General features: G+C 62.1%; 10 protein-coding genes. 7 read left to right on the top strand and 3 right to left on the bottom strand.

Annotation, left to right across the window (positions count from 1 at the left end; all coding sequences use genetic code 11):
- The first annotated feature begins 54 nt into the window (after nt 1-54).
- From FG13_RS09745 to FG13_RS09725, 6 genes are all read left to right on the top strand, one after another.
- Nucleotides 55-2,202: a S46 family peptidase gene (locus FG13_RS09745; RefSeq protein ID WP_442905201.1), complete on the top strand. Its 2,148-nt coding sequence runs from the start codon at nt 55-57 to the stop codon at nt 2,200-2,202.
- Between the two features lie 143 nt (nt 2,203-2,345).
- Nucleotides 2,346-5,123, top strand: coding sequence for a type VI secretion system Vgr family protein (locus tag FG13_RS09740; RefSeq protein ID WP_152598729.1), 2,778 nt, complete (start codon nt 2,346-2,348; stop codon nt 5,121-5,123).
- 25 nt (nt 5,124-5,148) lie between these two features.
- The gene (locus tag FG13_RS09735; protein ID WP_035820430.1) at nt 5,149-7,164 is read left to right on the top strand and encodes a phospholipase D-like domain-containing protein; all 2,016 of its coding nucleotides are present in this window, start codon (nt 5,149-5,151) and stop codon (nt 7,162-7,164) included.
- Nucleotides 7,165-7,166: 2 nt separating this feature from the next.
- Nucleotides 7,167-7,895 (top strand): tetratricopeptide repeat protein, encoded by a 729-nt coding sequence (locus FG13_RS28905; protein WP_161784172.1) that lies wholly within the window; start codon nt 7,167-7,169, stop codon nt 7,893-7,895.
- Nucleotides 7,789-8,823, top strand: a complete 1,035-nt coding sequence (locus FG13_RS28900; RefSeq protein ID WP_327062289.1) for a DUF6396 domain-containing protein — start codon at nt 7,789-7,791, stop codon at nt 8,821-8,823. The genes FG13_RS28905 and FG13_RS28900 overlap by 107 nt, the downstream gene beginning before the upstream one ends.
- A gap of 42 nt (nt 8,824-8,865) precedes the next feature.
- Entirely contained in the window at nt 8,866-9,408 is a 543-nt protein-coding gene (locus tag FG13_RS09725; protein ID WP_035820429.1) for a hypothetical protein, read from the top strand.
- A 65-nt stretch (nt 9,409-9,473) separates the two neighbouring features.
- On the opposite strand, the gene FG13_RS09720 is transcribed toward FG13_RS09725, so the two are convergent.
- Nucleotides 9,474-10,067, bottom strand: coding sequence for an acyl-homoserine-lactone synthase (locus tag FG13_RS09720; protein WP_225241929.1), 594 nt, complete (start codon nt 10,065-10,067; stop codon nt 9,474-9,476).
- Nucleotides 10,068-10,386: 319 nt separating this feature from the next.
- Here FG13_RS09720 and FG13_RS09715 point away from each other — a divergent pair, with 319 nt between their 5' ends.
- Nucleotides 10,387-11,076 (top strand): LuxR family transcriptional regulator, encoded by a 690-nt coding sequence (locus tag FG13_RS09715; RefSeq protein ID WP_051958844.1) that lies wholly within the window; start codon nt 10,387-10,389, stop codon nt 11,074-11,076.
- Between the two features lie 12 nt (nt 11,077-11,088).
- Here FG13_RS09715 and fabF read toward each other — a convergent pair whose 3' ends face one another.
- On the bottom strand, nt 11,089-12,405 hold the full coding sequence (gene fabF, locus FG13_RS09710; RefSeq protein WP_200880264.1) for a beta-ketoacyl-ACP synthase II: 1,317 nt from the start codon (nt 12,403-12,405) through the stop codon (nt 11,089-11,091).
- A gap of 95 nt (nt 12,406-12,500) precedes the next feature.
- On the bottom strand, nt 12,501-13,718 hold the full coding sequence (locus tag FG13_RS09705) for an MFS transporter (RefSeq protein ID WP_081922513.1): 1,218 nt from the start codon (nt 13,716-13,718) through the stop codon (nt 12,501-12,503).
- Between the last annotated feature and the right edge of the window lie 34 nt (nt 13,719-13,752).

The following is a 13,752-nucleotide window of genomic DNA, read 5'->3' as shown; positions in this document are numbered from 1 at the left end:
TCATGCCGCCTGGACAGGCTATACTTTCGCCTGCTTTTTATGGAGGAGCAAATCTTGTTCAAGACAATCGTATTACCAGTCGCCTTGATGGGCGCGTTCGCCGGCGCACACGCTGACGAAGGGCAGTGGCAACCACACCAGCTGCCACAGCTGAAAGCCGAACTGAAACGGGTCGGCATTGAAATTCCTGCGGAAAAACTGGCCGACCTGAGCAAACACCCGATGAGCGCCATCGTGTCGCTGGGCGGCTGCTCGGCCGCTTTCGTTTCCGACGCCGGCCTGGTGGTGACGAACCACCACTGCGCGTATGGCGCCGTGCAGCGCAATTCCACGCCGGAACACAATTACATCACCAACGGCTTCCTGGCCAAGACGCGCGCTAGCGAGCTGCCGGGCGGTCCGAACAGCCTCGTGTATGTGACGGACAAGGTGGAAAACGTCAGCGACCGCGTGCTGAAAGGCTTGACGGCCGACATGAGCGGCCGCGCGCGCCACGAAGCCGTGGAAAAGCGCGTCAAGGACCTGATCGCCGAATGCGAAACGGACAAGATGTACCGCTGCTCCGTGCCCGCCTTCCACCGCGGCCTCGAGTACTACCGCATCCGCCAGATGATGATACGCGACGTGCGCCTGGTCTACGCGCCATCGGACAAGATCGGCAACTTCGGCGGCGACATCGACAACTACGAATGGCCGCGCCACACGGGCGATTACTCGTTCCTGCGCGCCTACGTGGGCAAGGATGGCCGTCCGGCCGACCCGTCGCCCGACAACGTGCCGTACAAATCGAAGGATTTCCTGGTGGTCTCGGCCGAAGGCTTGAAAGCCGGTGACGGCATCTTGCTGGCGGGCTACCCCGGCCGCACCAGCCGCTACAAGCTGCCGGCGGAAATCCGTTTTGCCCGCGATACGGCCTTCCCGTTGAAAGTGTCCGAACTGCAAGCCGACCTGGCCGTGATGGCCGACGCCACGAATGGCGACGCGGCCGCTGCCGTGCGCTATGCCAGCGTGGTGAAAAGCATCAACAACGTGCTGAAGAAAACCCAGGGCTTGCTCGACGGTTTCGCGCGCAAGGATATCGCCGCCATCAAGGATGTGCAAGATGCCGAGTTCCGCGCCTGGTACGCCAAGCAGCCGAACGTGTCGACTACCCTGCTGGCGGAACTGGACGCGGCCATCGCCAGCGACATGGCCTTGAGCGAAGAAGAGTTCGCCTGGAGCGTGGCCACCAACAGCGACTTGCTGAAAAGCGCGCGCACCCTCTACCGTTTGTCGCTGGAGCGCCAGAAAGCGGACGCCGAGCGCGAATCGGGCTTCCAGCAGCGCGACCTGGCCTTCATCAAGGCCCGCCTGACCCGCCTGGAACAGTCGTACGTCAACAAGGTCGACCAGGCACGTTTTGAGGCTGGCCTGAAGCGTTACGCGCAACTGGCGGCGAAGAGTCATCCGCAAGGCCTGGACGCGCTGCTGCCGGCCCCAGGCGCCGTGGCGGCCCTGTACCAGCAGACGCAGCTGGCTGACACGGCCAAGCGCCTGGCCTGGCTGGAAAAGGACCAGGCCGCCGTTGCCCAGTCCGACGACGCCTTCATGGCGCTGGCCATCAAGCTGCAGCCGGTCGAGGCGGCGCTGGAAGAGCGCCGCAAGGAAATCGACGGCAATCTGGAACGCGTGATTCCGCAATACATGCAAGCCGTGATCGCGTGGAAGAAGTCGCAAGGCAAGCCTGTGTATCCTGACGCGAACTCGACCCTGCGCGTGACGTACGGTACGGTCTCGCCGTACTCGCCGCGCGACGGCCTCAGCAAAGGCCCGTTCACGACCGTGGAAGGCATCGTCGAGAAAGTCACGGGCAAGGCCCCATTCGAAGCGCCGCAAGCGCTGCTCGACGCCGTCAAGCAAAAACGCTACGGCCAGTTCCGCGACCCGGCATTGGGCACGGTTCCCGTCAACTTCCTCACCAGCGCCGACACCACGGGCGGCAATTCCGGCTCGGCCGTGATGAACAAGCGTGGCGAACTGATCGGCCTGAACTTCGATTCGACGTATGAATCGATCACCAAGGACTGGTACTTCGACACGGCCATCACGCGCGCCATCCACCTCGACATCCGCTACATGCTGTGGGTGATGAAGGAAGTGGACCACGCCGATAACTTGCTCAAGGAAATGACGATCAAGTATCCGAAAGCTTCCAAGAAGTAATTTTTCCCAGCTGGGATAAAAGCCGCATCCGCCGCAGGGCCGATGCGGCTTTTTTACGTTTGGGCAACTAGTTTGAGTTCCATCAAGATGCCAGCGTTCACCATGGTTAGCATGGCTTAGGGGAACTATCCGAAGGAGGCGATATGGAGGATGATGGCGGGCTGGCAGCCGATCTGGCGCGCCTTTTCGGAGCGAACTGGCGAGACCAGGACAGCCGCTTGCTGCGCATGGATTTTCCGCGCGACGATGGCCCGCCCGATACCGCGCTGCTGGTCAACAGTTTGCGCGCACACGAGGAAATGTCACGCGACTTTCGCTTCGACGTCGAACTGCTGTCCGACAATCTCCACGTTCCCCTGACAGCAATGATGGGACGCATGGTCACGATTTCGATGGTGCGCGATGACGGCAGCTTGCGCCATTTTAATGGTTATGTCGGCGAATTTCGCTTGTTGCGCAGCGATGGCGGTTTCGCGTTCTACCAGATGGTGCTGCAACCTTGGCTGGCGTTGTCCAGGCTGCGCATGGACAACGTCTCGTTCCATGAACGCACGGTCATCGACATCAGCGAAACGACTTTCGATCATTATGTGCAGCGCGACTGGCAAAACCGGCTGCATGAGGAAAAAGCGATATTAAGCTGCGCCAACCAGCATAATGAAACCGATTACAACCATCTGCACCGGCGCTGGGAAGACCAGGGACTTCATTATTGGTATGAACATCGCGCCGACGGTCATACGCTGTGTCTGGGCGACAATACCTGGCTCAGCGACAGCATCGATCCAGGCGACGGCGATGCCAGTGTCGCCGACGAGATGGTGTTTCGCAGCGGCGCGGGCTCGCTGGAGGGCGACGGCATACGCGATTGGCAGGCAATACGGAAGATCGCTTCAGGCTCGCTCACGCTGGCCAGTTTCAACTACAAGCAGCCGTATGCCAGCCGCGCCAGCGGCCATGCGCTGCACCAGCAGGGCGACGTGTTTGCCCATGAACTGTATCAAAACACCGGCTATGGCTATGCCGACATGGGCGACGGCGAAGCGCTGGCGCAACGCCGCCTGGAGGAGCATAACTGCCAGGCGCAATACTTCGAGGCTGGCGGCAATCACCGCTGCGCCCAGGCCGGGCGCAGTTTCACGCTGGGCGGACACTTCAGCGGCGAGCAAGCCATGGCCGCCAGAGGGGAAGCGGCGCGCCCGGACGTCCGCTCGCGCGAATACCTGATCCTGTCGGTCGATCATATCGCCAGCAACAATTACCAGACTGGGACGGGCGCGAAGTCGCGGTATGAAAACCGTTTTAGCTGCATCCGCAAGAGCATCCGCTGGTATCCGGGTCGGCACTTCAACAGCACGCCTTGTGCCTTGCCCGGCGTGCAGACGGCGATCGTCACCGGGCCGGCAGGCGAAACCATCCATACCGACGCGCTGGGCCGGGTGAAGGTGCAATTCCACTGGGACCGGCTGGGCAAGTTCGACGCGGGCAGTTCGCCATGGATCAGGGTCATGACGCCATGGGCGGGCCAGGCGTTCGGCCAGATCGCGTTGCCGCGCATTGGCCAGGAAGTGTTGATCCAGTTTCTCGACGGCAATATCGACCGTCCCGTCATTGTCGGCGCGGTGTACAACGGCAACCATGCGCCGCCGTGGAATTTGCCGGGGCAATGCGTACTGGGCGGCTGGCGCAGCGCCGAGCTGATGCCTGGCGGCGGCTACGGCGTGCGCGGCAACCAGCTGGTGCTCGATGACACGCACCAGCGCATCCAGGCGCAACTGAAAAGCGATCATCAGCACAGCCAATTGTCGCTCGGCTGCATCAGCCGCATCGAAGACGCCAGCGGGCGCAAGGATGCGCGTGGCGAGGGCTGGGAACTGGCGTCAGACGCCTGGGGTGTGGCGCGCGCCGGCCGCGGCATGTTGCTGACCACCGAAGCACGCCCTGGCGCCGCTTCGCATATCAAGAGCATGGATGAAACCTTGCGCCGGTTGGCCGAGGCTGCTGAGCGGCACAAGGCGCTTGCCGCCCTGGCGCAGCATTACGGCGCGCAAGAAAGCGCCGCCCAGCAGGGCGCCGCCGCCGATGTGCTGAAAGCCCAGAATGCCGGGATCAAGGGCGGTGGCGGCAGTGGCGAAAGCGCATTTCCTGAATTATCAAAGCCGCATCTGGTACTGGCCAGTCCGGCCGGTATCGAAACGACGACCGCGCAATCGACGCACATCGCCAGCGCCGGGCACACCGCGCTGACGGCCGGGTGCGACCTGTCGCTGGCGGCCGGCGGCGGTCTGTTCGCCAGCATCGGCGCAGCGCTGCGCCTGTTCGTCCACAAGGCGGGAATGAAACTGATCGCCGCAGCTGGCCCGGTACAGATCGCGGCGCAAACCGATGCGGTCGATATCGTCGCCAACAAGGTGCTGGAGTTGATCAGCCAGGCCGACTGGGTGAATATTCGCGGCCGCAAAGGCGTGCGCCTGCATGGCGCCGATTGCATGCTTGAAATTAGCGACAAGGTGCAGTTTTTTACCGCGTCGCCGACGCTGTTCCATGGAAACCTGGAAACGCTGGCGCCCAAGAACCGGCCGCAACCGGAGCTGGAACCGCCCATCGCGCCGGTAGCGGGGCAATTGCAGCATACGATACAGGCCCATGCGGATGGCGGTCAGTACGCGCATGTGCCGTACACGCTGTACAACGGGGAGGCCGAAGTCGAGCAAGGCCTGACCGACGAATTCGGCCGCATCCTGATCGCGCACCAGGACGGCACGCCGCGCTACCGTGTCGTCCTTGGCAATGGCGAAGAGTTTTCATTGCAAGCGAGCGCACGCTTCGACCCGAACGCGGCGCCGGACGGCGAACAGAAGCTGTCGAACCGCGGCTTGCGCGCGTTCGACGACACCGCCGATGGCCGCGGGGTTCAATGATTCACAACACTGACGGGAGAGCACCATGCCGGAATCGACCAGCCGCATCGAAACCACCCATATCGACGAAGTCGGACGCACTGCGACGAGTTCGCTCCAGTGGCTGCTGGAAAACCGCAACCTGAAGGGCAAGGCCAGCCACCCGATCACACACAACAACAAGCTGACGCTGTTCATTTGCGGACAGGAGGGGTTCGCCGACATCGCCGCCGAGATCGCCAGGGCTAAAAATTCCATCGACCTGTGCTGCTGGGGCTTCGATCCGGGCATGGAACTGGTGCGCGGCAACAGCGCCACCTGGCCGCGTGGCGACACGTTTGGCGACTTGCTGATCTGGTATGACCGGCTCGGTTCGCCGATGGTGCACAATATGCCGGGCCATTCGCACGGCACCTCGCCATGGAAAACCGGTGGACAGCGCGCCGACGACATCAGCGCCAGAGCCAGCCTGGCGATGTTGCAGGAGGCAGTCAGAAAAAAACTTGTTTTAAGCAGTGCTTTCAGGGGCGATATCGTCCGGCCCGAGGATATCCCGATGCTGGCGCGTGAAGAATATTGCCACAGCTGGTATGCGGCCGCGTTCCATGGCTTGTTGGAGGGCCTGGAGATTCGCTTGCGGCACGGCGACAGCGCCGCGATCAGCAAGAGTATCGCGACCGAAATCAACCAGCCGCGCGGCTTGACGATGGGGGAAATTGAAAAGCCCGGCATGCAATACCTGGGCACGCATCACCAGAAGCCGGTCCTGATCGATTTCTCCCACGAAATGGGATCCAAGGCCGTCGGCTATGTAATGGGCCTGAACTCGGTGACCGATTATTGGGATACGACGGCCCATCTGCTCGACGATACGCGCCGCGAACAGGGCGGTGTCAACGAGCGGCGCGAGTGTTTGCAGGGAATGGCCGCGGACGGCGGGTTCGCCACGCTGAAACCGTACCAGGATTATGCCTGCCGCATCGACGGTGGCAAGGCATTGATCGCGCTGTACAACAATTTCGTGAAGGCATGGGACCGCGCGATCGACGACCGCACGCATCAGGCCGCCGGGGAATGCGTGAGTTGGTATTCGTCATGTAAAAACCCGCCGGCCCAGCTGTTGCGCGAGGCCGGGCCGGACGACTCCACCGTGCAGATCGTCCTGACCCAGCCCGAGGAGCAGGACAAGACGATCAAGGAAACCTATTTTCGAGCCGTGACCCAGGCCAGCCTGGCGGCCGGCTACCTGTATGTGGAAAATCAGTATTTCCAGTATGAAGAATGGGCCCGGCACTTGCTGGCCGAGCGCAAGAAGGTGGTCGCCGCCTGGAAGGCCGGAAGCCTGAAAGCTGGCAAGACCATGCGTGATATGCCAGTCATGCACGTATTCATCGTCATCCCCGTGCCAGAACGCGCGCAGATGGTGCCGCGCACCCACGACACGCTGGCGGCGCTGGGGCAGCATGCTGGCATGACGGGTCAAAACACCATGATCGACGACTACAACAAGCAGCCGAAAACCCGGCCTGTCAGAGGCGGATTCGGCATCACCAACGAGGTTGAAGTCAAGTTGCCCGACGTGGTGCGGCATTCCAACGGTATCAACAAACCCGGCGTGATGACGCTCGAAAGCGAATTCGGATTGAAGGTGTCGGTGGCGATGCTCAATGTCAGCGCGTTCGACAACGACCGCTGGCGCTACCGTGAAATCTACATCCATTCCAAATTGATGCTGGTCGACGACGTGTTCATGACCTTGGGCAGCGCCAACCTGAACCAGCGCAGCATGGCCGTCGACAGCGAAATCAATATCGCCACCATCGACCGCCGCGTGGCCCACGATTTGCGCAAGCGGGTGTGGCGCATGCATAGCGGGGGACTGGTCGATGGCGGGGGCGGGACGAAGGCGGAGATTGTGTCGGCGTTCGGGAAATGGGTGGAGTTGATGGGTGCAAATCGCAAGAAAAAATTCAATAAATCTGGAAATTCAGATTTAAAGAAAATGACCGGTTTCCTGTTGCCATTGGAAGACACGCGCAGCTCCACCATACGTTTGGGATGATCATGAGTAAAAAAAATACCGTCTTTTTTCGCCTGCCATTTTTTGCGTTGGCAGTTCTTCTCTGTGTTCCTTTGATTGCCTGCAAAATGCCTAACGACAAAGTCCCGCCACGCAACCAAAGCCTGCCACTTTTCAATCCGCATGTCGCGGATTTTATCTGTGAAACCGAGGCGAGCAAGGTGCCGCCCATCGATGCGCAAGCCGAGGACTGGTTCCTCGAAGCGCGCGCCATGGAAGATCCTGAAATTTTCGTGGAAGACCGCGATTACAAAAAAATCGTCGATCTGACGCGTCAAGCGGCGCAGCGTTTGCACTGGAAGGCGATGCTCAATCTGGCCAGCCTGTATGTGGAAGGGCGTGATCCCTTGCATGGAGAGGAAGAAGCGGTGCAACTGGTGGAAAAGGCGATGCGGCTCGGCATACCTGCCGCCTATGACCGGATGGGAACGTATTATGCGAATGGTACGGGCGTCAACGGCGACATCACTCGCGCCTATGCGTTCTGGCAAAAGGCGGCACAGATGGGAAATCCGCAAGCGATGGAATTTTTGGCGGGTAAATTAAAAGTGGGACCGAGTAGTGAGGGCGCGGGTTATTGGTCCAAAACACCCGGTAGCGACAAAGATGTTGGAATGCGCTTTTGGCCAAGGAAACGGTTTAGCAGCCTATCAATTGCATTTTTTGTATGTGTCTCCGCGTGCTGCCAGTGGAGAAATAAATGGACGGCGTAACGCTGAAACAAAAAATCGTGCATTAATGGTATTGCATGAAGGTGTTAAGTTTGGTTGTGAGGATTGTGCAAATGCCTTGGCAATTGAATTCGGTTCGCCTTTTGATCTTGCCGATATGCTGGCGCCATATGTGGATAAGGCTCGTGGAGCGCGATATCGTATGCTTAGTAACGCCCTCGGCTTCAACCCCAATCGCCGCTTCCCCAACCTCGATAAAATCTTGCCATTGCCGCCGGCCGATCTGCCGCCGTGGGATGGTCAACGAAAGAGCCTGCTCGACGCCGCCATGGGCGTGCGCCCGCCGCCAGCCATCCCGAAACCAAGCGCCGCCTCGCTGTTACAAAAGCCGTATTTCCTGGCAGCCGACTATGCCCTGCGCCGCACCGGCTTGCACAGCGACGCGCCGACCGCGCCGTTTTCCGCATATTGGCAACCGGCCGCTGGGCAGGGTTTGACGGAGCCGGCCCGGTTGCTGCGTAAAGGCGAAGAGTTCCGCCATTTCAGCGTGCTCGATGCTGATGGGAAGAGCCGTTATGGCAGCGTGACGTGGGAACAGTGTCTGACGATACGGCATAACCATGGGGCAGTGGAACCGCGCGCAGTGCGCGGCTTGCTGCGCGAGGTGGCACGGCCCGAGCCATGGTTGAGCTGTGCTTGCGGGCAAGCGTGTCCGGTCAGCGGCGTCTGGCAACCGTGGGTAGCGGCCGACCATCCGCTGCAGGCGACCGTCAACCAGTACTGGCGCCAGGCGTGGCTGCCCCAGGGCGCACCGTTCCCGCGACCGCGCCGCGACTGGCTGCTCGATTTGCCAGACGACGATGTGACGTGGCATTTGATGGATGCGTTCCCCCGTGGCCTGCGGGGTGGGGAACTGGCGCACCTCCTGGTGCTCGAACATCAGCCGGTAGGCCAGGCTAAGCACGTATAATTCCTTGCACTATCCACCGCTATTTTTTTTCGACAGGCCCCCATGCCCCAGACTCCCGATTTGCAGCCGGATTGGCAAACGTTTGAAACGGCCTACGACGTCGAAGCAACCTGGTTCAAGCTGGCCAGCGCCTCGCTGGCAGTGCTTGGCGCCTCTGCTTTCAAGGATCAGGCATTTTCAGCCTTTGCCTTCAACGCCGTATCGTTCCCGTCCCTTTCGCTGAGCTTTGACACCGATCCTGATAACAGAAAGCGCGGTGATTACCCGCCGGACTGGTCGAACGAGTGCATGGAAGTCGACGTGCCGGAAATCGGGCGATTATGGGAGGAAGGACATGCAAGGATCGAAGCTGCGCTGCTCGAACTGGTCGACGCGGCCGATGACGGGCAGCTCGATGCCATCGAGGAAGGCTATCTGCACAGCCTCAGGAAAACCATGGTGCGTCTTGAAACGCACGGCGCTTTCGGGCAGATCAGGACCTGCGCGCGATTCTGGACCGTGGTCACGCAAGTCGACGCCGATACCGATGAAGAGGAGCGGCTGCTTGAGCAGATGCGGCTGGCGGCCGTGACGAATCCGGCATGACGCGGCAATTGCGGACCGGGACAAAGGCAGGGTAGCCTCCGTCCCGCACCCTGCTGGCCAGCCGGCTAAGCGGCGCCGGCGATTTGTCCCCGCAGCGCTGCCGTGCCGCGCACGCCGAGCATGCGCCACAGGCGCGCCGGCAGTGCGCTGATCGGCTCGAGCTGGGCCGGCACATCGATCCAGCACGCGTACAGCAGGTGGCCGTTCACGCGCATCGGCGGTCCGGCGCGCTCCGTTGAAAAGCCGCCTTGCCGCAGCAGGCGCTCGATGCCGACGGGGGAGACGGAAATAATCCGGCGCGCGCCCAAGGTCGCCGCCGTGGCGATGGCCTTGCGCAGCAGGCGGAAGGTGTCTTCCAGGGTATTGCGGTTGTCGTGCAGGTCCATCGACGTGAAGCGGGACAATTCCCAGATCTCGTGATGGCGCGGCGGTGCCTGGCCGGCCATTAGCTGGGGAAATATTTCTCCCAGTAAATATTGGCGGTCGGTGGGCAAGAGCCGGGCGCAGCCGTTGATGCGGCCCTCGCCATCGCGCGCGATGACATAGTAGGTATCGTCATGGTCGAACTGGTCCGTCTCCCTGCCATCCTGCGATGGCAAATCCCATCCCAGGGTTTCCACAAACACTTTGTAGCGGTAGTGCTCCAATTCGGACTTCAAAATACTGCAAAGCGTATCGGATTTGGCTGAAAGGAGTTTCATGATTATTGACGGCTGTGACGGGATGGCTATTACAGTGTAATTGCGGCCGATACAAAACTGTAGGGAACCACAGGTAGCGGGGCTGATTTATGTTGCTGGCAGTGCGTTTTGGTGAGAATTTGAAGCAGACTTTGCTATACCATACGCCGACTTGCCGACGTGCCTTTTTATCATGCGCGATGAGTCCGCGGCAAATTCTCCCCCCTGACTAAGGACTTCTATGTTCGCTTACAACGCCCCAAAAACGCGTCTTCCGGCAGCAGAATGGAAACAAGGTGTGATCGAAAATCTGGCTGCTACCCGCACGCCGGATGACATATTCGAAGTGCTGGTGGGTGTGGCCGGCGACCTGGGATTCGATTATTGCGCCTATGGCCTGCAAGGCCGTCTGCCGATGTCCAGGCCCAAGGTGTTTACGGTGAATAATTACCCGGTTTCGTGGCAGCGCCGTTACTCCGAGCAGTCGTACATGCGTTCCGACCCGACGGTCAGCCGCGCCAACCGCTCCTTGATGCCCATCCTGTGGGGCGGCGAAATGCTGGACGAGAATCGTGAGTTCTGGGAGGACGCCCACGCCCACGGCTTGCGCTACGGCTGGGGCCAATCGTCTTGCGACATGAGCGGCCAGGTTGGCCTGCTGAGTTTTTCCCGCTCCTGCAAACCCTTGACGGAGCGGGAAATCGACGTGCTCTCCTTGCGCGTGGCCTGGCTTGCCAATGTCGTGCATGAACATTTTGCCGACGCCATCGCCGTGCCGGCCAAGGATGCGCCCAAAATCCAGCTGACCGAGCGCGAGGCGGAAGTGCTGCGCTGGTGCGCCGATGGCAAGACCTCGGCCGACATCAGCGAGATCCTGAACATTACCGAACGCACCGTGACCTTTCACATCAGCAACTCCCTGCAGAAGCTCGATACCGTCAACAAGACGGCCGCCGTCATCAAGGCGATGGCCTTGCGCCTGCTGTAACTGACGCTGGCTTCAAGGGGCGGCATCCGGCGGCGCGGCAAAAATCAGCGCGGCATTGGTGCCGCCAAAACCGAACGAATTCGACAGTACATGGCGGATCGGCCTGGCGTATGCCTTGCCGGCCACCAGATCGATGCCTTCGCATTCGGCGGCGCGGTTGTCCAGATTCAAGGTGGGCGGCACGATCTGGTCGCGCAAGGCCAGCACCGACAGGATGGCTTCCACGCTGCCGGAAGCGCCCAGCAGGTGGCCCATGGCCGACTTGGTCGAGGATACCGAGACGCCGCCGTGCAGATGGGCGCCGAACACGTGCCGCAGGGCGGCGATTTCCGCCAGGTCGCCGGCGGGGGTCGACGTCGCGTGCGCATTGATGTAATCGATGGACTCGGGCGCCAGGCGGGCGCGCCGCAGCGCCGCCTGCATGGCGCGGGCCGCGCCGTTGCCGTCTTCCGGCGGCGCCACGGCATGGTAGGCGTCGCCCGACATGCCATAACCGATCACTTCGGCGTACATCCGCGCGCCGCGCGCACGCGCGTGTTCGTACTCTTCCAGCACCATGACGCCGCTGCCTTCGCCCATCACGAAGCCGTCGCGGTCACGGTCCCAGGGCCGGGAGGCGCGCTCGGGCGCATTGTTGAACGCCGTGGAGAGGGCGCGGGCGGCGCAAAAACCCGCCACGCCGAGCTCGCAGATCGTGCCTTCGGTGCCGCCGGCAACCATGACATCGGCATCGTCGAGCGCGATCATGCGCGCCGCATCGCCGATGGCGTGCGCGCCCGAGGCGCAGGCGGTGACGGTGGCGTGCGCCGGGCCGCGCAGATGGTGCTGGATGGCGATGTGTCCGGTTGCCAGGTTGATCAGGTTGGACGGGATGAAAAATGGCGACAGGCGCCGCTGGCTGCCATTTTCCAGCGCCCTGGCCGCGCCCTCGATGCCGGGCAGGCCGCCGATGCCGGAACCGATCATGACGCCGCTGCGTTCCTGTTCCGCCAGCTCGGCCGGCGCCCAGCCGGCATCGCGCAGCGCTTCGGTGGCTGCGGCGATGGCGTAGACGATGAACGGATCCATTTTCTTCAGTTCCTTGCGTTCGACCCAGTCCTCGGGCCGAAAACCGCCTTCTTCCCCGGCCGCCGGCAGCTGGCCCGCGATGCGCGCCGGCAGGTGGGCGGCGGGAAAGCGGTCCAGCACGCCGATGCCGCTGTGGCCGGCCAGCAGCCGTTGCCAGGTGCGCTCGGCGCCCACCGCCAGCGGGGTCAGCATGCCGATGCCTGTGACGACCACGCGGCGCAGGCCGAGTGGATGGGGGAGGACGTAGGGGGACGAAGACATCGCAGTCCTTTCAGCAGGTTAATTCGGACAAAGCCGCAATGTATCAGCAATCGCCGGCCCGCCACCCCTGTAGGAAATGACAGGTGGCGCGCCGTTCACTTGGCGCCGCCCGCTTGCAGCTGGCGCTGGCGCGCGAGCAGCATGCACGCCACGCCAGCGAGCAAGACCAGCGCGGCCACCATGATCGGCAGCAAGGTCGACAGGGGCTGCAGGGCCGCCGTGATCAGCGGCGCGACACCCCAGGCCAGGGCATTGATCGAAGAGATCAAGCCCATCAGCTGTCCCTGGCGCTCCGTCAGCGTGCGGTTGGAAGCAATGCTGAGCAGGCAGACATAGGTCGTGGCGACGGCGATCGCCAGCGGGCCGGTCAGCAGCCATAGCACGGCAGGCGCATCGCCCAGGGCCACGGCAGCGACCAGCGGCGGCTGGATGGACAGGCTGATGGGCAGGATGCGCTCCAGCGCAAAGCGGCGGGTGGCCCAGGGCACGATAAACAGCATGGCAAGGGCAAAGCAGGTGGAGTAATACGCCAGCAGCTGGGCTTCCTGCCAGGCGTCAAAGCTGTAATGCAGCAGCGCAAACGCGGCCATGTAGTTGAAATACATGTAGTAGCCGAGTAAAAAGATGGCCAGCAGCAGCAAGGGATGGCGCAGCTCGGGACGGCACAGCATCTGCCACAGATTGCGCCACGGATGGGTGTTGTCGGTCGACAAAGCGCGGGTATCCGTGTAGCACAGCAGGACAAGCACGGCGCTGGCCAGCGGCAGCAGCGCCGCCCAGAGATAGGGCAGCCACAGCGCCGCGCCCTGCTGGTGCATGATGCCGCCCAGCAGCGGCCCGGCAACGAAGCCGATGCCGTTGGCGGCCGTCACCAGCGCGAGGTTGGCGGCCTTGCTGTCGGTCGTGCTCAGGTCGATGATGGCCGCTTGCGCCACCGGCAGGCTGGCGGCCGTGATGCCGGCCAGCGCCCGGCCGCAGCAGATCAGTACCAGGCTGCCTTGCCAGACGCCAAAGGCGGTCAGCGCCATGCCGCCGGCATTGCCGAGCAAGCACAGCAGAAGTACGGGCTTGCGGCCCTTGCGGTCCGACAGGGCGCCCAGCCAGGGCGAGCCGAGGCACATCATCAGCGGATAGATGGCCAGCAGCAGGCCGTAGACGGCCGAGCGGAAGGCCGGCCCCTGGCTGGCGTCGAACAGCGGCGACGCATCGCCCAGCAGCAGCGGGGTCAGGGTCGGATAGACGATGCCGATGCCGGCGGCATCGGCGAAAATGGTACTGAACAGGGCGAGGTAAACCAGTCTGGATTTCATCATGAACTCATCAAAAATGGGCCGGGGTGCGGCTGCA

Source organism: Janthinobacterium sp. RA13 (genome assembly GCF_000745325.1).
GTDB lineage: Bacteria > Pseudomonadota > Gammaproteobacteria > Burkholderiales > Burkholderiaceae_D > Janthinobacterium > Janthinobacterium rivuli.
The sequence above is the reverse complement of the archived record's forward strand: the minus strand, read 5'-3'. Positions and strand labels throughout refer to the sequence as shown.

Bases quoted from the DNA above. Each gene is read 5' to 3' on its own strand.
- FG13_RS09740 (WP_152598729.1), top strand. From the start codon at position 2,346: ATGGAGGATGATGGCGGGCTGGCAGCCGATCTGGCGCGCCTTTTCGGA.
- FG13_RS09735 (WP_035820430.1), top strand. From the start codon at position 5,149: ATGCCGGAATCGACCAGCCGCATCGAAACCACCCATATCGACGAAGTC.
- FG13_RS28905 (WP_161784172.1), top strand. From the start codon at position 7,167: ATGAGTAAAAAAAATACCGTCTTTTTTCGCCTGCCATTTTTTGCGTTG.
- FG13_RS28900 (WP_327062289.1), top strand. From the start codon at position 7,789: ATGTTGGAATGCGCTTTTGGCCAAGGAAACGGTTTAGCAGCCTATCAA.
- FG13_RS09725 (WP_035820429.1), top strand. From the start codon at position 8,866: ATGCCCCAGACTCCCGATTTGCAGCCGGATTGGCAAACGTTTGAAACG.
- fabF (WP_200880264.1), bottom strand. From the start codon at position 12,405: ATGTCTTCGTCCCCCTACGTCCTCCCCCATCCACTCGGCCTGCGCCGC.
- FG13_RS09705 (WP_081922513.1), bottom strand. From the start codon at position 13,718: ATGATGAAATCCAGACTGGTTTACCTCGCCCTGTTCAGTACCATTTTC.